This is a genomic window from Acinetobacter sp. AOR14_HL (genome assembly GCF_027855175.1).
Lineage (GTDB): Bacteria > Pseudomonadota > Gammaproteobacteria > Pseudomonadales > Moraxellaceae > Acinetobacter > Acinetobacter calcoaceticus.
Genome location: NZ_JAKTII010000003.1, coordinates 557,598 through 575,469 on the forward strand (window position 1 = coordinate 557,598; position 17,872 = coordinate 575,469).

Annotated in this window: 17 protein-coding genes; 8 read left to right on the forward strand and 9 right to left on the reverse strand. The window is 38.2% G+C overall.

Annotated features, from left to right (window positions below; genetic code table 11):
• The first annotated feature begins 6 nt into the window (after positions 1 to 6).
• Entirely contained in the window at positions 7 to 489 is a 483-nt protein-coding gene (locus MKL38_RS03600) for a winged helix-turn-helix transcriptional regulator (protein WP_151744949.1), read from the forward strand.
• Between the two features lie 45 nt (positions 490 to 534).
• On the opposite strand, the gene MKL38_RS03605 is transcribed toward MKL38_RS03600, so the two are convergent.
• Together MKL38_RS03605 and MKL38_RS03610 are read right to left on the reverse strand one after the other, a co-directional pair.
• Positions 535 to 744, reverse strand: coding sequence for a cold-shock protein (locus tag MKL38_RS03605; protein WP_005040451.1), 210 nt, complete (start codon positions 742 to 744; stop codon positions 535 to 537).
• A gap of 376 nt (positions 745 to 1,120) precedes the next feature.
• Positions 1,121 to 1,741: a TetR/AcrR family transcriptional regulator gene (locus MKL38_RS03610; protein WP_151744948.1), complete on the reverse strand. Its 621-nt coding sequence runs from the start codon at positions 1,739 to 1,741 to the stop codon at positions 1,121 to 1,123.
• A gap of 166 nt (positions 1,742 to 1,907) precedes the next feature.
• Here MKL38_RS03610 and MKL38_RS03615 point away from each other — a divergent pair, with 166 nt between their 5' ends.
• Both MKL38_RS03615 and MKL38_RS03620 read left to right on the forward strand, forming a co-directional pair.
• Positions 1,908 to 3,485, forward strand: coding sequence for an MFS transporter (locus tag MKL38_RS03615; RefSeq protein WP_270902520.1), 1,578 nt, complete (start codon positions 1,908 to 1,910; stop codon positions 3,483 to 3,485).
• Positions 3,482 to 4,570 carry an HlyD family secretion protein gene (locus MKL38_RS03620; RefSeq protein ID WP_270902521.1) on the forward strand — a complete coding sequence of 363 codons (1,089 nt, stop codon included), beginning with the start codon at positions 3,482 to 3,484 and terminating at the stop codon, positions 4,568 to 4,570. The genes MKL38_RS03615 and MKL38_RS03620 overlap by 4 nt, the downstream gene beginning before the upstream one ends.
• A 68-nt stretch (positions 4,571 to 4,638) precedes the next feature.
• Here MKL38_RS03620 and MKL38_RS03625 read toward each other — a convergent pair whose 3' ends face one another.
• Positions 4,639 to 5,019, reverse strand: coding sequence for a winged helix-turn-helix transcriptional regulator (locus tag MKL38_RS03625; protein WP_004642892.1), 381 nt, complete (start codon positions 5,017 to 5,019; stop codon positions 4,639 to 4,641).
• Between the two features lie 261 nt (positions 5,020 to 5,280).
• Here MKL38_RS03625 and MKL38_RS03630 point away from each other — a divergent pair, with 261 nt between their 5' ends.
• Entirely contained in the window at positions 5,281 to 6,405 is a 1,125-nt protein-coding gene (locus MKL38_RS03630; RefSeq protein WP_270902588.1) for an NADH-dependent flavin oxidoreductase, read from the forward strand.
• 270 nt (positions 6,406 to 6,675) lie between these two features.
• Here the strand turns inward: MKL38_RS03630 and MKL38_RS03635 are convergent, their stop codons facing one another.
• From MKL38_RS03635 to MKL38_RS03645, 3 genes are all read right to left on the reverse strand, one after another.
• Entirely contained in the window at positions 6,676 to 8,067 is a 1,392-nt protein-coding gene (locus MKL38_RS03635) for an amino acid permease (protein ID WP_127491954.1), read from the reverse strand.
• A 109-nt stretch (positions 8,068 to 8,176) separates the two neighbouring features.
• Positions 8,177 to 9,742: a CoA-acylating methylmalonate-semialdehyde dehydrogenase gene (locus tag MKL38_RS03640; protein WP_270902522.1), complete on the reverse strand. Its 1,566-nt coding sequence runs from the start codon at positions 9,740 to 9,742 to the stop codon at positions 8,177 to 8,179.
• A 54-nt stretch (positions 9,743 to 9,796) separates the two neighbouring features.
• Positions 9,797 to 11,179: an aspartate aminotransferase family protein gene (locus MKL38_RS03645; protein ID WP_270902523.1), complete on the reverse strand. Its 1,383-nt coding sequence runs from the start codon at positions 11,177 to 11,179 to the stop codon at positions 9,797 to 9,799.
• 96 nt (positions 11,180 to 11,275) lie between these two features.
• On the opposite strand from MKL38_RS03645, the gene MKL38_RS03650 reads away from it, so the two are divergent.
• Positions 11,276 to 12,193, forward strand: coding sequence for a LysR family transcriptional regulator (locus MKL38_RS03650; protein ID WP_270902524.1), 918 nt, complete (start codon positions 11,276 to 11,278; stop codon positions 12,191 to 12,193).
• 60 nt (positions 12,194 to 12,253) lie between these two features.
• Here MKL38_RS03650 and MKL38_RS03655 read toward each other — a convergent pair whose 3' ends face one another.
• Positions 12,254 to 12,490, reverse strand: a complete 237-nt coding sequence (locus tag MKL38_RS03655; RefSeq protein ID WP_004642900.1) for a hypothetical protein — start codon at positions 12,488 to 12,490, stop codon at positions 12,254 to 12,256.
• Between the two features lie 262 nt (positions 12,491 to 12,752).
• A complete protein-coding gene (locus tag MKL38_RS03660) occupies positions 12,753 to 14,213 on the reverse strand; it encodes a carotenoid oxygenase family protein (protein WP_270902525.1) in 1,461 nt (486 codons plus the stop codon).
• Between the two features lie 94 nt (positions 14,214 to 14,307).
• Here MKL38_RS03660 and MKL38_RS03665 point away from each other — a divergent pair, with 94 nt between their 5' ends.
• Positions 14,308 to 14,928 (forward strand): TetR/AcrR family transcriptional regulator, encoded by a 621-nt coding sequence (locus tag MKL38_RS03665; protein ID WP_270902526.1) that lies wholly within the window; start codon positions 14,308 to 14,310, stop codon positions 14,926 to 14,928.
• A 111-nt stretch (positions 14,929 to 15,039) separates the two neighbouring features.
• Here the strand turns inward: MKL38_RS03665 and MKL38_RS03670 are convergent, their stop codons facing one another.
• Positions 15,040 to 15,936 carry an AraC family transcriptional regulator gene (locus MKL38_RS03670; RefSeq protein WP_270902527.1) on the reverse strand — a complete coding sequence of 299 codons (897 nt, stop codon included), beginning with the start codon at positions 15,934 to 15,936 and terminating at the stop codon, positions 15,040 to 15,042.
• Between the two features lie 188 nt (positions 15,937 to 16,124).
• On the opposite strand from MKL38_RS03670, the gene MKL38_RS03675 reads away from it, so the two are divergent.
• Positions 16,125 to 16,721: an NAD(P)H-dependent oxidoreductase gene (locus MKL38_RS03675; protein ID WP_228267565.1), complete on the forward strand. Its 597-nt coding sequence runs from the start codon at positions 16,125 to 16,127 to the stop codon at positions 16,719 to 16,721.
• A gap of 20 nt (positions 16,722 to 16,741) precedes the next feature.
• Positions 16,742 to 17,830, forward strand: coding sequence for an alpha/beta hydrolase (locus MKL38_RS03680; RefSeq protein WP_151744932.1), 1,089 nt, complete (start codon positions 16,742 to 16,744; stop codon positions 17,828 to 17,830).
• Positions 17,831 to 17,872 lie beyond the last annotated feature (42 nt).

Here is a 17,872-nt window from a genome sequence, read left to right on the forward strand (position 1 = left end):
CGCTGAATGTCAAATCAAATTATTCCAAATAATAAATTCTCGGCAGATGTGTGCGGGATTTTTCAAATTGCTGAAATATTGAATGACACGTGGACCATCCTCTTATTAAGAGAAGCTTTTTATGGGGTAACTAAATTTAATGAATTTTTAGAAAATACAGGCATATCAAAGCAAATTTTATCTAATCGACTAAAACATCTTATTCAATTAGAAATATTTGAATTATCTATTTATAAGGAAATCGGCGTTAGAGAGCGCAAAGAGTATTTACTCACGCCAAAAGGTAGAAGCTTAAATGTTGTATTACTTGCAATGCTTGAATCTGGCAGCAACTTTATTGAAGCTGATAAAGATGTCGTTAAAGTTTTCCACAAAAATACAAATGATTTACTTAAATTAAAGCTAGTTGATTCAAATGATCAGGTCGTTGGCTTGGAAAATTTAGAATTAAGATTAATTCATCGTCAGCTAAAAGTTGATTCACAATAAATAAAAAAGCCCTGATTATTCAGGGCTTTTTTATTTCGCTTATTATTACTGTGGAATAATATTCACAGCACTTGGACCTTTTTGGCCTTGAGCGATATTAAAAGTTACTTGCTGACCTTCATATAAAGTTTTGAAGCCAGAAGAAGCAATTTCTTTAAAATGGGCAAACACATCTGGACCAGATTCTTGTTGAATAAAACCAAAACCTTTAGTTTCGTTAAACCACTTTACTGTACCATTACTTGTATTAGACATAATATATCCTTTGATTTTAATAATTTGAGTCATTTTAAAATGACAAATATAACTTTGAAAAAATAATAACGAATTGAGCTTAAGATCTGAAAAAACGAAGGATTATGACTAAAACTGCGATACTTAAAGAAGATTTACTACAAGTCTTTTTTCTAGTTAAGTTAAGCATACAGGAAATTAACATTTATTCAAGATATTTATATGCAATATTTATTTTTTTTATATTAAAGAGATATACATCACCTACTTAGCCAAGATAAATATTCTCCATAGCTAAAAATATTTATCTTTTACAGCCTATAAAGCTAAAAAAAGACCAATTCATGGCCTCTTTTTAATTTCTATATTTTCGTATTATCAAATAGACCTATAAAAATTAATTCTGGCGATAATTTATATTTTTCATAAATAAACCAACTGCATATTCAACCCAAGAACTAATTTCACTATCCGATATAATGTAATTAGGATGTGTAAGACACTTAAGATGTGCATCACTTCGTAGTAATGCTAAAAATATATTCGCTGCGATATCTGAAGAAGACTCTAATTCAATTTCACCATTTTTAGCTGATTTTTCAAGATAACCTGCAATAATATTAGCAAGTCGCTGTGGGCCAACTTGAAAGAATCTTTCAGATAACTCTGGAAACCTGACTGCTTCTGCAATACATACTCTAAAAAATGAAAGACCAGATGGCGATAATATAAATCGCAGATAGGTTTTCCCGATTTCAGTTAAAGCAGAACGTAGGTTTTCGGCTTTTGTCTCGACTAATATAATTTGCTCCTGCATGTTCGTACATTGTCTTTCAATCACGGCAGCAAACATCACTTCTTTATTTTTATAACAACCATACATCGTCGCTTTTGAAACACCTGCCTCTTTTTGAATCATGTCTGTGGTTGTGCCACTAAAGCCGTGGATCAAAAAAAATTTTGTTGCTGCATCCAGAATTTTTTGATCTTTTTCATTAGCTTTAGTTGAACCAGACATAGTGACCTTATAACAATTTTAGCGACTTCGTTTGTAGTGTAACTCATCGAAAAGTTCAAAATCGAGAATTGACGGAAATTTAATTAGAGAGTAGAGTACCGATCGGTACAGTACAGTAAATATCTACTCCGTGCAATGAATTGATGTTTAAGATTTAAGGTAAAAGATGAATACAAAGCCACTCATCGGTTTAGCAGGTGCAATATTTGCTGCAATGACTGTTGAATTTAATAACCGAATTACCAGCATTACCTTAATCGACATACGTGGAGCTATGGGAATTAGTGTTGACTCTGGTTATTGGGTCAATAGTATTTACGCGAGTGCCATGATTATTGGAATGATACTTTCCACCAGTTGGGCGGTCATTTTTTCTATGCGAAGAGTTCTGCTTTTTGCCATAGGGCTTTGCCTCTTCTCTAGTGTTTTAATTCCTTTTAGTCCAAATATCGAAATATTTTATTTATTACGCGCCCTACAAGGTCTTGCTAATGGCTTAACCATTCCTCTGCTTATGGCATGTGCGCTTAGATTTTTGGGGCCAGATATTCGACTATGGGGTCTAGCCTGCTACGCATTAACTGCGACTTTCTTTCCCAACTTAAGTGCTGCGCTTTCTGCCTTTTATTTAGATGTGATTGGCTGGAAGATGATTTTCTTTCAAACAATTCCGTTTTGTGCCTTAAGTGCAGCGTTGGTTTATTTTGGTATTCCCCAAGACCCTTTAAATTATTCAAGAATAAAGACTTACGATTGGACAGGCGCTATTTTAGCCGTCATTAGCTTGGCAAGCCTGAGCACCATGTTATTGCATGGCAATCATCTAGATTGGTTCCACTCTAAATTAATTTGTGTATTGGCTTTAATCAGTGCTATCACCTTACCGTTATTTTTCATACATGAATGGCGTTCTCCATCCCCATTAATTAAACCGCAAATGCTCGAAATACGAAATTTTGCTTACGCTATCTTTGCGCTGTTTTGCTTTGTGATTATTGGGATGTCGACAAGTACATTACCACTCAATTACCTGAGTGCTGTACACGGCTATAAACCCACCCAAACCATGTGGATTGGTTTACAAATCGCGGCATTGCAATTTATCTATATTCCCATTGTCGTTAAGCTTTTAAATCAAGCTTGGGTTGATAGTCGATATGTGCATGGCTTTGGTTTGCTTCTAGTAATCGCAGGCTGTTTAGGTGCAAGTCAGCTCGACACCACATGGAATCAAGATCAATTTTATTTTTGGCACGCGATTTCATGTTTAGGGCAAACCTGTGTAGTGCTCTCGTTGCTCATGATGGGGACAAACAGCGTTCATCCAACCATGGCGATTTACGCTTCACCGATGATTAATACCCCACGTGCCATTAGTGGCGTACTTGGTGTTTGTATTTTGGATTGGATAAACCGAGTACGCGGTGAATATCATTCAACACGACTAATTGAAAATACAGCCCAACATGTTTTCCAAAATATTCAAGGCCCTGTTATTAACCCTCTTACCCCACCTGTACTGACTGAAAATGGCGCAGAACGTGTTTCAGGTGGTTTATCAGCCCTAAATTCTGCGATTCAAGCGCAGCAATCTGTTTTAGTCATTAGCGATCAATATCTGATTTTAGCGGGATTGGCTGCATTTTTATTGATCGTTATGCTGATTTTGCCCGTTAGAACTTATCCGCCACGTATTGCTCTCATTAAGTTAATGAATAGTCATAACTCAGGAAAATCTTTATGAGTACTCTCGAAGCCCAAGATACCACCAACATCGAACCACCCAAGTTAACAAAGGTGCAATATCTTAAAAAGCATTGGGTTATGGTTATCGCATTTATTATTGTTTTAGCATCCATTTTATGGGTTTTAAAACTTATATTTTTACCTTCTTTAATTGTTGAAACAGACGATGCACGAGTGGATGTAGAGTACTCAACCATTGCCCCTAAAGTGTCTGGCAATATTGAAGAAATTTATATTAAAGATCATCAGACTGTAAAAAAAGGACAACTTTTAGCAAGGATTGACGCACGTGATTATCAGGCTGCTTTGGCTGAAGCTGAATCTAATTATGCAAAAGCACAAGCCGACTTAAGCGAAGCAATGCTCGCAGTTGATAGACAACCGACTGTTATTCGTGAAACAGAAGCCCAGCTTAGAAAAGTAGAAGCTGGAATTAAACTTACTAAAGACAACACGGCGCGTTATGAGCAGCTACAAGCTCTTGGGGCGGAATCTAGATTAATTACGCAACAGTCAAAAACCACATTAACTGAGCAATATGCTGACTTAGACAGCAGCAAAGAAAAAGTAATCGATGCACAATATCAATTAAACCAATACAAGATTCAGGTACAAGCCAAACAAGCTGCCCTTAAACAAGCACAGGCTGCCCTTGATAAAGCAAAACTGAATTTGAGCTATACAGAAGTTCGAGCGCCTATTGATGGCATGATTGGTCAGAAGTCTGCCAACGTCGGTAACTTTATTGGCGCTGGTAATCCATTAATGGTTGTTGTGCCTTTAAATCAAGTCTACGTTGAAGCAAACTTTCGAGAAATTGAGTTAAAACAAATCAAAATCGGACAACCTGTTAATGTCTATGTCGATGCTTATAACGTTGAATTAAAAGGTGTGGTAGATAGCTTTTCACCATCTACGGGCGCATTTTTCTCACCAATTTCTGCAACGAATGCGACTGGGAACTTTACCAAAATCGTTCAGCGCCTTCCGTTACGCATCAGACTTGTTGAGAACCAACCAGATATTAAATTGTTGCGTCCTGGTTTATCTGTTTTAGTTTCTGTGGATACGAACAAGAAATAGACTTAAGCCAACTCTTCAATAGTAAAATTGGCTTATTTCTTAGGATATGAACTCGTTCGGCAATGTATTCACACCGAATTTTGCTGATCGAATACATTTCGAGCGCTTTCAACCATTGGAAGCTTATCAATTGTCCATGCATGCAATTGTCGCAAGGGTTGCTGCAATGTATTACCCAGAGGCGTGATTTCATATTGAACAGCGAGTGGAGATGAAATCACGTGACGGGAGATAAGTCCATTACGCTCCAAACGGCGAAGACACTGGGTTAGAGCCTTTTGTGTAACACCTTCCAGCCGACGCTTAATCGCATTAAAACGATGTGGACCGTCATCTAAAACGGCTAATACCATCATCGACCACTTATCTGCAATCTGATCAAATAAAACTCTGCTTGGGCAATTTGATGAAAAGCACTGCGGTTCAATAACTAACATCGAATTTTCCATGAATCTCTCCGATCAAACACATACCAATATGGTACTAGGTGTAAATTTTATACCAATCTCAAAGCTTGAACAATAAGGTTTCAGCCTTCCTACTTAGCTAGCTTGATTGAAGATTCCATCATAACTGCACAACGAGTAATTGCCACGAAATGCATGCAGAGATGGTTTACACGAGGATACCTAGGCTACTTAAAGTACCTAATTGACACTAGGTTTATAATGTATACCATTAAGCATCACACCTTTTTAAGAGTTTATTTGATGTCTGTTCTCAATAATTTCTTCCATCCACTTAAGCTTGCTTCAGGCATCACCCTTCGCAACCGTATAGTGATGTCACCTATGACAACTTGGTCCGGTACTGATGATTTTCAAATCTCGGACGAAGAGGAAGCCTATTATCGGCTCCGTGTTAAAGGTGTAGGCTTGGTCATTAGCGGCTGTGCCCAAGTTACCCCCAATGGTATCGGGTTTACACATGAGTTTTCTGCTGCTGATGATAGTTATATTCCAAGCCTTAAACGACTCGCGGATGCTGCAAAAAGTGGTGGCGCACCAGCCATTCTTCAGCTATTTCATGCGGGCAACAAGGCTTTGCCTCAATTGATTCCCAATGCAGACGTAGTGAGCTCTAGCGCCATTATGACGAAAGCTACTCCCTTCATGGCACCACAGACACCTCGGGCACTAGCAGGCGATGAAGTCTTGGAAATAATCAAGGCATTCGGCGAGGCAGCACGACGCGGTATCGAGGCTGGCTTCGACGGGATAGAAGTACATGGCGCACACGGTTTTCTTTTGCAAAACTTCTTGTCGCCAGCTACTAATACGCGCAGTGATGAATGGGGCGGCTCATTGGAAAACCGCATGCGGTTTCCATTAGCAGTCATTGCAGAGGTCAAACGCGTCGTAGCCCAGCATGCTGACCGTCCATTTGCCATCGGTGTTCGCCTTTCTCCCGAAGAGACAGGAGATGAAGGATACCGCATTAATCAAACTCTTACTTTTATTGATCAGTTGTTGGATCTTGGGATTGATTATATCCACGTCTCTTTGGCTAACCTGTTGACTGACCGCCCTATCGACGATCCAACTGGGCCAACCATCATCAACCACATTCTTGATCGAGTGGACAATCGCGTGCCTGTCTTAGCCGCTGGTGGCATCCTGACACCAGATCAAGCCAAGCAAGCACTAGATACTGGACTGTCTATGGTTGCGATTGGACGCGGATTGATTATCAATCCAGACTGGGTTGATAGCCTTAGAGAAGGACAAGAAATAGTTGTCGAACTTGATCCAACTAAAGTAAATGCTCTCAATATCCCAGAGAAGCTATGGACCATCATTCAAAACATGCCCGGCTGGATTCCTTTGAAGCAATAAGGGACTAGTAAAATTAAGGCCGCATATTTGCTTGACCACCGCCCCGAATTTATAATTCTTATCATTTATAATAGCTCGATAGATATTTCTCTATCGAGCAGCCTATCGATGTCTATTGCAGACAATTTACAACCTAAAGTAATTATGTATTCTTAGATTTACAGGTGCGATGATTGCGTTCTTCTTAGGAAGAAAGCCGAAGATATAAAAGCATTTTTTGATATATCTAGAGATATGAAAAAAGAGACCCTAAAGTCTCTTTTTTTTTAATTAATCTAAATTCATGGCAACCGCTCTGGTTGCTTTACGCTTTCGCGTGACAAACAACCCGCAAACGACCACTACTAAAGTTACACCCAAAGATAAAGTGGTTTCATAACTATAGGCTGGTGATAAGAACATATAACCTAAAACGGTCATAATGACTAAAATCACAAACCAAGTTAACCATGGGAACAACCACATTTTAAAAGATACGGCTGTACCCTCTTTTTCCCATTTATGTCTTAAACGTAATTGTGAAAATGCAATCACCAAATACACCAGTAATGCAATTGAGCCTGTGGTTGAGAGCAAGAACCCAAAGACTTGTCCCGGGAACATGTAGTTTACAGCGCAGCACACTACACCAATCAACGTAGATAAAAATACAGCCGAAGTTGGTACGCCCGCTCCATTAATTTTTGTCACAACTTTCGGGGCTTCCTGACGTGTACCTAAAGCAAATAACATGCGAGATGAAGTGTAAACTGCGGCATTCATACAGCTTGCAACTGCAATAAAAACGACAGCATCCATAATCAGTTTAGTTTCAGGAACGTTCAGGCTCATTAACACAAACTGGAAGGTACCAAATTTTTGTAAGTCTGGTGAACGCCAATCGACCAAAGCAACTGCAAGAAAAATAGAAACAACAAAGAATAAAATAATTCGGTAGAGCACCAAATTGGTCGCACGTTTAATTTTTTCTTCCGGATTTTTAGATTCTGCCGCTGCAATAGAAAGAATTTCTATTCCAAAAAATGAAAATGCCGAGATTAAAATTGCCGATAAAACACCGCCCATACCATGTGGCATAAAACCACCATTTGAAAACAGATTGCCGACACCACTCACATTTTTTGCTAAAGGCCACATTCCAAATACAGCCATTGCTCCAATAATAATGAACACTACAATCGCAATGACTTTAATCAGTGCAAACCAAAACTCAAACTCACCAAAACTTTTGGTACTAAAAAAATTGGCTAAGCTGAGTAAAATAATAAAAGCGAATGCATAAACGGCACTAGAAATTTGCGGGAACCAAGCATGCAAAATTTCAGCTCCAGCAATCGCTTCAATTGGAATAACCAGTACCCAAAACCACCAATATAACCATCCGATGGTAAACCCAGCCCAAGGGCCGATTGCTTTACGTGCATATGTAGAAAACGAACCTGTGTCTGGTTGCGCTACGGCCATTTCACCCAGCATGCGCATAACTAGAAAAACTAAAATACTTGTAATTATATAAGCGAGTACGGCGGCAGGCCCTGCTTTTGCAATTGCCGCAGAAGAGCCTACAAATAAACCCGCACCAATAACGCCACCAATACTGATCATGGTGACATGCCGATTAGAAAGTCCTTCACCTAATTTTGTTGTTTTATCATTGTTCATATTCGATTCCTTCAAATTGACAAACTGATTTTAAAACCGTCTTAAAAATGTACTTCTCCAACTTGTACGAAACAAAAAAGGGAAAATCAGAGTTTTCCCTTTTTATTGACTAATTTAATGTAGGCATAGCAAATTGTTTGGCTTCACGGACTTGCGTTGAAGGCCAACGTTGGGTAATGGTTTTACGGCGTGTATAAAAACGCACACCATCTGGGCCATACGCATATAAATCACCGAACAATGAACGCTTCCAACCACCAAAGCTATGATATGCAACCGGCACAGGTAATGGCACATTGACCCCAACCATACCGACTTGAATATTGCTGGTAAAATAACGTGCTGCTTCACCATCACGAGTGTAGATACAGGTTCCATTACCATATTCATGGTCATTAATGAGTTGCATCGCATCTTGCATAGTTTGTACACGAATGACCTGTAAAACAGGACCAAATATTTCTTGCTGGTAACTTGTCATGTCTGGCGAAACTTGGTCAATTAAAGTTGGCCCAACAAAAAAACCGTTTTCATAACCTGCTGGTTTTGCATCACGACCATCCACAACAATTTTAGCACCTTGTTGCTCGGCACTTTGAATAAAAGCTTGTACTTTATCTTTATGTGCTTGCGTAATGAGCGGTCCGAAGTCATTACGCTCATCTGCATAGTGACCAAACTTCAACTGCTTCATTTCTTGTTTTAATTTTTCAATCACAACATCTGCAACTTCATCACCAATGGCAACAGCAACAGACAGTGCCATACAACGTTCGCCAGATGAGCCAAATGCCGCGCCTAACAAAGAAGTCACGACGTTATCAATATCGGCATCAGGCATAATAATCGCATGATTCTTTGCTCCGCCTAATGCTTGACAACGCTTACCACTAGCGGTTGCTGTACGGTAAATGTACTCTGCAATTGGGGTTGATCCGACAAAACTAACCGCTTGAATTTTTGGATGATGCAATAACGCATCAACAGCGTCTTTATCACCATTTACAACATTGAAAACACCATCAGGTAATCCAGCTTGTTTTAATAGTTCAGCTAGAAATAACGCAGCCGACGGCGCTTTTTCTGAAGGCTTTAAAATAAAACAGTTACCGCAAACAATCGCCATTGGGAACATCCACAACGGAACCATTGCGGGGAAATTAAAAGGCGTAATCCCAGCAACCACACCTAATGGTTGAAATTCGCTCCATGAATCAATATCTGGACCCACATTTTTCGAATATTCACCTTTTAAAAACTCAGGCGCACCACATGCATATTCAACATTTTCAATGCCACGTTGTAATTCACCTTTTGCATCGTGACAAATTTTTCCGTGTTCTTCACCAATCAACTCACAAAGCTTGTCCGCATTTTCTTCGAGTAATTGCTTAAATTTAAACATAACACGTGCGCGTTTAATCACTGGTGTATCGCGCCATGCTGGAAAAGCCTGCTCTGCTATTTGAACCACTTGGTTGACCAGCTCTGCATCTGCAAGCGCAACATCTTTAGTACTTTCACCAGTCGCAGGGTTATAAACCGGCTGTTTCTTGATAGTTTTGGTTACGAGGCCACCATCAATAAAATGCCCTACTACTTTAACGGTTTGCTGACTTGAATCTGTGTCTGTGTTGGCAATCGCGTTGCTGTCAAAATTCTCTAAAGTGTTCATCTTTATTCCTTGTGTCTATTCATCTTTTCCAATTAAGTTTTAAGTCGATCAATATTATTTGACTTGATAAATTGCCTCACCCACGGCATTCATGAGTCGTTGTAACTCTGCCTCTGTGCTATTAAACATTGGGCCAAACTGAAGCGTGTCGCCGCCAAAACGTACATAGAAACCCGCTTTCCAAAGCTGCATGCCAATTTCAAAACCACGAATCGTCGCGTCGCCATCACGCGGTGCTAATTGCACAGCACCAATCAGCCCACAGTTGCGTATATCAAGAATGTTTGGAGCACCTTTTAACTCATGTAAAAGTTTTTCAAAGCTTGGAGCTAGAGCAGCCGATTGATGGATTAAATTTTTCTTCTCTAAAACATCGAGCGTCGCTAAAGCCGCTGCACAGGCAACCGGATGCGCCGAATAGGTATAGCCGTGGGTAAACTCGACTGCATGTTCAGGTAAATCTTGCTGCATAAAAGCGTCATAAATTTCATGGCTTGCAACCACACCACCAAGTGGAATAGCACCGTTGGTAATTTGTTTGGCAAAATTTAAAATATCTGGCGTAACATCAAAATATTCTGAAGCCGTCCATTTACCCATTCGCCCAAAACCAGTAATGACTTCATCAAAAATCAGCAAGATATCGTGTTGATCGCAGATTTCTCTTAAGCGTTTTAAATAACCAGTCGGCGGCACAATACAACCTGCCGAACCAGAAACGGGTTCTACAATGACTGCGGCAATATTTGAAGCATCATGTAGCTCAATTAACTTAAGCATTTCATTGGCAAGCTCTACACCACCTGTTTCAGCACAGCCTTTGGTAAAACTTAAATCTGGCTGTAAGGTATGCGGTAAATGGTCTACATCCATGAGCTGACCAAACATTTTTCGGTTGCCACCGATACCACCAAGACTTGTCCCTGCTACGTTTACACCATGGTAGCCACGTGCACGCCCAATCAGTTTGGTTTTGCTTGGTTTGCCTTTAATTCGCCAATAGGCACGAGCCATTTTAATTGCGGTGTCGGCTGACTCTGAACCTGAGTCAGTAAAGAACACATGCTGCAATTTTTCAGGCATATGCTGAATAATTCGTTCAGCTAATTGAAACGACAATGGATGACCAAACTGAAATGCTGGGGAGTAATCCAGCTTAGCCAACTGAGTACTTACGGCTTGCTGAATTTCAGAAAGTGTATGTCCTGCACCACAAGTCCAAAGGCCCGACAAAGAGTCGTAGACTTCGCGGCCTGCACTATCAATTAAATAAGATCCTTTAGCACCAACAATCATGCGCGGATCTTTATGAAAATTACGATTTGCAGAAAATGGCATCCAATGCGCTTGATAATTTAAGCTCATCTGAGCATTTGATTGAACGTTTTCCGATGCAGAATCACCATCAGTTAATTTGTCTATATCAAACATAATCACTCTTCTTGTTTTGAGGCTATTTTTTGAGTGTACATAGCGATATAGTTTTGATAAATTCAAATTATCTTGAGTTTAGATTTAAAAAAACAAAACTAAATGAAACCCAAAAAATTAAATCAAGTAACTGATTTTGATATTAAATTACTTAAAATATTTAAAACAGTTTGTGACTGTCATAGCTTTACGTCTGCCGAAAGTATTCTTGGCATTAGCCGATCTGCCATTAGTCTGCATATGAGTGATTTAGAAAATCGTCTGGGCATTCGGCTATGCCAGCGTGGACGCGCAGGCTTTGCATTGACTGATGAAGGACGGGAAATTTTAGAATATATAGAAGTACTCACCGCTTCTATCGAAGACTTTCGCTCTAAAGTTAATCAAATGCATAACCGTCTAAAGGGTGAATTTAATATAGGTATTATTAATAACCTCGTGACCATGCCAAGTGGCTATATTACCAATACGCTGGCACAACTCGCCGAAGAACATTCTGAAGTTATTATTAACATTAGTATGAGTACACTTTCTGATATTGAATGCCGTGTGCTAGACAACCGTTTACATGCTGGAGCAATTCCCCTTGTTACCCCTTTGTCTGGTCTAGATTATTTTGATTTATATAGTGAAAGTTCATTTTTGTATTGCGGTAAAAACCATCCACTGTTCAACCAATGTAGCAACCTCAATTTAGGTGAGTTAAAAACCTGGCAAGCCGTACTTCCCAATTACGCCATCACTCCAGAAGCAGCAAAGTTGCACCAGCTTTTAGATTGTAAAGCGACTGCAAGTGACCGTGAAGGAATTGCATTCCTAATTTTAACTGGAAAATTCTTGGGTTTTTTACCCGATCACTACGCAAAGAAATGGGTTGAAGATGGCTTTATGCAGCCAGTTTCAAAGGAAAAAATGCATTACAGCACCCCAATTTGTTTAATTACTCATAAAGGCAAAAACCACAATATTATTTTAAAAACTTTTATGGAGATGCTTGAGAAGCGAGTCCTTGGGAATTAAGAAATTATTTAACAGGTCATATCTTCAGATAAAAAAGAGCACCTAAGTGCTCTCTTGATCTTATTGATTTTTGGATAAGGCAAAATTTATTGCCCTGTCATATGCATGTTCTTGTAGCTCAGTATATACATAGAAATCCTGTTCTGCCTTGGTAACAGGATTAATGAGTTTCATTGCTTCATAACTATGAGTATTTAAATCATTAGGATCAACATCAAAAGCTTCTAATTGCTGCTCTCTCCACTCACCACTTAGAACACCACCCACACAAAGCCATTTTGTTGAATTGTCTGACATATATAATCCTTATTATTGGAGGTGCTCTTATACCATATCACGACCACATTTAAGTCAGTTTAATTTTTCATCCCAACAAAAGAAAAAGCCCCGTGTTTAGGAGATTTGTAGCTAAGTTTTTTAGTTCATCTTGGCGACTATATTTAATGTGCTTTAAATTCAATACATTTTTAAAGCTTTTCCAAAGCTGACAGTACCATTGGAGCACTCATCATTCTTCTACTATGCATTCTTTTAGCAGAATGCACATTAAACTATCTTTTTAAATATCCACCCAATTTGCATGAAAACCTAAAGGCACTCGTACAGGTAAATCAATAGTAGCTTGGGGTTCTTTGCCAATTTTTTTGGAATCGAGTATTACTACTTTACTTGGCTTTATCCCATCTAAAGCATGGATATACGAAATTAACCAACCATCGCCCTCTTCACTCTCAGATTGTTTTGGTAAAAAAATCACTTCACCAGTAAAATAGTCATCACCATATGAATGCTTATAGGATTCACCTTTGAGTAAATCATGGACCAATAAATTATTTGCTTTTAAATTAATATTATCTACTGGCTCACCTTCATTTCCAACAGAAATTGAATAAGCAAAGCGATAGGGTTTCCCAACAAAACGTTCATCTAGACGAGGAAATTCTTGAGGAATTTTTGAAATTACTTCCCGTTTTAGAGTTTGAGTACCAAATTGCAAAGTCCATCTTTCAAACTGGATGAACTGCTTATCTACTGGTCCCTGAATAGAGTCAGTAAAGGTCTTGGTGTGAACGCAAGCATCAAAAATGATATCGCCATTTTCAAGATCGTATGCATTAAATGAATGAAAAATAATACATGGATCTACATCAAACCATTTTATATCCTGTGCATCACCATTTTTTGGTAAGACACCTATTCGCGCAGGGTGCTTTTCATTCCATGAATAGGGTAATTGCATCCCTTGTAACATTCTCTCGATTGAAAAAGTTACAGGGAAATCCAGAACTAGCATTTTAGTTTTTGTCATACCGCAATCATGCATCATTGGTCCATGCTTAACAGGGATACTGACTCGCTTCTTAACTTGGCCCGATTGATCAATCACCTGATAATAGACTTGCATTGGCAGTAAAACATCATAGCAAATCGCATGTAACTCTCCCGTATCTGGGTCTACATGAGGATGAGCTGTAAAAGGATAATTATCTTTACTGTTGAATAAACCATATTTAAGGCTATTTAATTCATGATCTAAAGCGACTGGAAACGGCCCTGATTCTGTTATTGTCCAGATCTTTCCTGCATGACCAATAATATTCGTATTTGCGACATCAACTGGACCTCGAGGCTCACCTTTTATTTTCTCTCGCCCTAATTTTTTATGTATTTGATGCGTCCCTACATATCGATTTTTATACCATAATGCTTGACCATCTTTTAACCTTAGACCATGTACCATCCCATCGCCCATAAACCAATTATAGTTTGCAGGGTTTTCAACTTCTAATGGATTTGGGCCCATTCTTAAAAAAATGCCATTTAATGAAGATGGTATTTCTCCATGTACAACCAAATCACTTGAAAAAACCTCTTCAGTAACTGGAGCAAAAGGACCTACAAGAAAAGGATTATCTGGGCTATAGGGAACTCGGCTTTGATGGAAACTCAGAAACTTCCCTACTACGGAAGAAACCAGCTTATTGTTAACAATTTCATTACGGATACTTGTCCTGTTCATTCGATTACATCCTACCTGTTGATTAATTTTTTGTATAATTCCAGTATGTATCAACGAATGTATACACTGTATACATAATTAAAACTACACGAGGATGTGTATAGTGTCAACATCGAACACAAATCCAGCTTCTAGCTATCATCATGGTAATTTAAGAGAAGCTTTACTTATTAATGGCTTACAATTATTAGAATCTAGTCAGGGTATTGATTTTAGTATGCGAGAACTGACCCGCATGATTGGTGTATCGCCAAATGCGGTTTACAGACATTTTGCAAATAAGGAAGAACTACTGACAGCTTTAGCTATATATGGATTTGAACAATTAATAGAAGCTCAGGCGCATGCTATTCATAATGCAACCCACCCCAAAGACGGTTTTTTAAACTCAGGAAAAGAATACATATATTTTGCTATTAAAAATCCATCTTTATTTAGACTGATGTATAGCCAGTTTACTGTCGCTCAAGATGATGAAAAATTAAAATCTATGACAAATTTATTCTATACAGGAATGGTATACGCAGCAGCAATAGCATTTGATGCCCCCGTCGATGCTGCCCAGAGTCAAACCATGGCAAGGTTAGCTTGGGGAATGGTTCATGGTCTAAGCTATTTAATTATTGATGGACAATTTAGTCATTTGAGTAATGATGAACTCAATATCATGATCGATAATGTGCTAAAAACAGCGATAGCTGTATCAGGAAACTAGCTGCCTTTAAGTTAAAAAACTATCGATAAAGGATAAGTTAAATTACTACAGTATGTTCATTCAAAAATATTCATTTCTATTTAATTTAAATAGCTAGATAAATATATTATTTCAATTACTTAGATTGCGCATGCGTTTTATATCTCTGAGTGGAGGTTCCCCAAACATTCGGGCATATTCCCTATTAAACTGACTAACACTCTCATAGCCAACGCGTATAGCAGCACTACCAGCATCCATATCTTCATAAAGCATCCAATGTCGTGCATCTTGCAAACGCAAATTTTTTAAATATTGCAAGGGGCTTAATCCAGTAAGACTACGGAAATGCTGTCTAAAAGTAGATGAACTCATATGCGCTTTGGCTGCTAATTCATCTATTAAAATAGTATTTGTATAGTTTAACTTCATCCAAGCAATTACTTGAGAAATTTGCTGACTTGGAGAGCCTACAGCAGCAAGATGTTGGAGCATTGGACCATGCTCACCGTCCAGTAACCGAATGATAATTTCTCGCTGAATTAAGGGTGCAATAAATGGAATTTTGTTAGGTTCATTTAAAAGTTTAATTAAACGCATTAAGGCATCAAGTAACCCATCATCTAATGCTATAACAGACATCGCTCTTGACGGTCCACCTTTGTAAATTCTGGAAGCATTCATTTCCGTAGCAATTTGTACAATTAAATTTGCATCCAGATCTAACCGTAATCCTAAATAAGGTTCTGTTATTGTGGCCTGTGTTACATAAGAGACAACTGGTAAATCAATCGTATTAATAAGTGCTTGTCCAGAACCATAATCAAAGACATCTTCTCCAAGAGTTACGCGCTTTCTGCCTTGTAGTGTGACACCTAAACCCAAGCCAAATACACATGGCATCGGATCAGTAACTGTACTGCGACGATAAATAGATAATACTGGAATTTCTGTAGGATAGTCCCCATCGTTTTGAGCAATATCTTCAACTAAAGAAAGGAGGAAATTATCTACACTAGACCGATTCATTTTAGCCTGCTCCTCACAAAATCAGGATATAAATATACTGTTTAAGATTAACAGATTAAAATTTTATTAGTTATACTTTTGCCACTTCTCATCGTATTAGGCAAGAATTAAAGCAAATTTGGCAATCTAATTCTTCGTCTCCAGTGCAAACTAATATCCTCAATAGGCAAATAAAACTTAGGGTATATATGATGAAAAAAGTATTAATTATTAATACACATCAATTCTATGAAGGTATTTCTACTGGCACATTAAATAGCTCAATAGTTGAAATTATTAAAGAAACAATGCTCAGTCTAGATTGTGAAATCCAGCTTACCGAGGTTGAAAAAGGCTATGATATCAATGAAGAAGTGAATAAACATTTATGGGCTGACTTAATCATCACTCAGTCTCCCGTGTATTGGTTTGGCTCTCCATGGATCTATAAAAAATATATTGATGAAGTCTTTACTGAAGGCATGAAACAGGGAAGTTTTTTAACTGGTGATGGACGTACTCGACAGGATCCAACCAAGCAATACGGTACAGGCGGAAAGCTTTTCGGTAAAAAGTACATGTTATCCCTAACATGGAATGCTCCTCAAGAAGCATTTAATGATTCTAATCAAAAATTATTTGAAGGTAGATCTGTTGATGATGCATTTATTCACAACACAGCAAACTACAAATTTTGTGGTGTTGAAATATTACCAACATTTTCATTTTTCGATGTCATGAAAAATCCACAGATTAACAATGATATCGAGTCTCTAAAACAACAGCTATCCCAAATTTTTGACTAATTTTGAATAAGGCTCATAACATGAAAAATGACATTTCTAATATCCTGAATACAAGACTAGTAACTGATAAATTCAAATTACACAGTCTTGTTAAAAAAGGATTTTTAATTTCAACACTAACATTTGGAACCATGGTTTTTACTGCTCAAGCCACTCTTGCAGCAGAAATAAAAACGAAGATCAGCACAGAAATCAGTCAAAAAAATATGCGACATGTAACTTTCAAAAATGGTCAAATCATAATGGCTGGTAATTTGTATTTACCAGATAACTTCAACGAGAAAAAACAATATCCTACAATTATTGTGACTCATCCTGGCGGTGGTGTAAAAGAACAAACCGCAGGCTTATATGCGCAAAAGCTGGCTAAAAAAGGATTTATCACCTTAGCATTTGATGCCTCTCACCAAGGTGAAAGTGGCGGTGAACCTAGATTTTTAGAGAATCCAACTGAACGTGTAGAAGATATTCGAAGTGGTATTGATTATCTCACGACATTGAAATTCGTTGATAAAAATCGTATTGCCGCACTTGGTATTTGTGCTGGTGGTGGATATAGCATTAATGCAGCAATGACAGAACACCGTATTAAAGCAGTGGGTACTGTGAGTGGTTTTGATATTGGTTTGGGATTCCGTAAAGGCTGGCATGGTGACGGAACTTTATCAGATCAATTAAAATTATTGGATCAAGTCGCTCAGCAAAGAACCCGAGAAGCAAATGGTGCAGAACCTGTATATATCAATTATGTGCCTGAAAAACCTGATGCGAATACACCACATGATTTACGAGAAGCGACTGAATATTATAGAACCTCTCGGGGACAACATAAAAATTCCCAGAATAAATTGTTATTTTCAAGTGTAGATAAAATTATTGCATTTGATGCCACAGAGAATATTCAAGAATTACTTAAGCAGCCACTACTATTAATAGCGGGGAGCGATGCTGAATCATTGTGGCACAGTAAACATTTCTATGATTTAGCCAAAACTAAAAAAGAACTATTTCTTGTTGATCATGCAACACATATGACCATGTATGATCAACCCGATCACGTTGATCAAGCAGTAGACAAATTGGCTTCTTTCTATAATACAAACCTTTAATATCTCAGTTAGTACTCTGATAAGTTTTTAAGTATATTTAGG

Coding starts and splice junctions, on each gene's coding strand:
- MKL38_RS03665 (WP_270902526.1), top strand. CDS start 14,308: ATGTGTATAGTGTCAACATCGAACACAAATCCAGCTTCTAGCTATCAT.
- MKL38_RS03615 (WP_270902520.1), top strand. CDS start 1,908: ATGAATACAAAGCCACTCATCGGTTTAGCAGGTGCAATATTTGCTGCA.
- MKL38_RS03630 (WP_270902588.1), top strand. CDS start 5,281: ATGTCTGTTCTCAATAATTTCTTCCATCCACTTAAGCTTGCTTCAGGC.
- MKL38_RS03680 (WP_151744932.1), top strand. CDS start 16,742: ATGAAAAATGACATTTCTAATATCCTGAATACAAGACTAGTAACTGAT.
- MKL38_RS03610 (WP_151744948.1), bottom strand. CDS start 1,741: ATGTCTGGTTCAACTAAAGCTAATGAAAAAGATCAAAAAATTCTGGAT.
- MKL38_RS03605 (WP_005040451.1), bottom strand. CDS start 744: ATGTCTAATACAAGTAATGGTACAGTAAAGTGGTTTAACGAAACTAAA.
- MKL38_RS03600 (WP_151744949.1), top strand. CDS start 7: ATGTCAAATCAAATTATTCCAAATAATAAATTCTCGGCAGATGTGTGC.
- MKL38_RS03650 (WP_270902524.1), top strand. CDS start 11,276: ATGAAACCCAAAAAATTAAATCAAGTAACTGATTTTGATATTAAATTA.
- MKL38_RS03670 (WP_270902527.1), bottom strand. CDS start 15,936: ATGAATCGGTCTAGTGTAGATAATTTCCTCCTTTCTTTAGTTGAAGAT.
- MKL38_RS03620 (WP_270902521.1), top strand. CDS start 3,482: ATGAGTACTCTCGAAGCCCAAGATACCACCAACATCGAACCACCCAAG.
- MKL38_RS03660 (WP_270902525.1), bottom strand. CDS start 14,213: ATGAACAGGACAAGTATCCGTAATGAAATTGTTAACAATAAGCTGGTT.
- MKL38_RS03625 (WP_004642892.1), bottom strand. CDS start 5,019: ATGGAAAATTCGATGTTAGTTATTGAACCGCAGTGCTTTTCATCAAAT.
- MKL38_RS03655 (WP_004642900.1), bottom strand. CDS start 12,490: ATGTCAGACAATTCAACAAAATGGCTTTGTGTGGGTGGTGTTCTAAGT.
- MKL38_RS03675 (WP_228267565.1), top strand. CDS start 16,125: ATGATGAAAAAAGTATTAATTATTAATACACATCAATTCTATGAAGGT.
- MKL38_RS03635 (WP_127491954.1), bottom strand. CDS start 8,067: ATGAACAATGATAAAACAACAAAATTAGGTGAAGGACTTTCTAATCGG.
- MKL38_RS03640 (WP_270902522.1), bottom strand. CDS start 9,742: ATGAACACTTTAGAGAATTTTGACAGCAACGCGATTGCCAACACAGAC.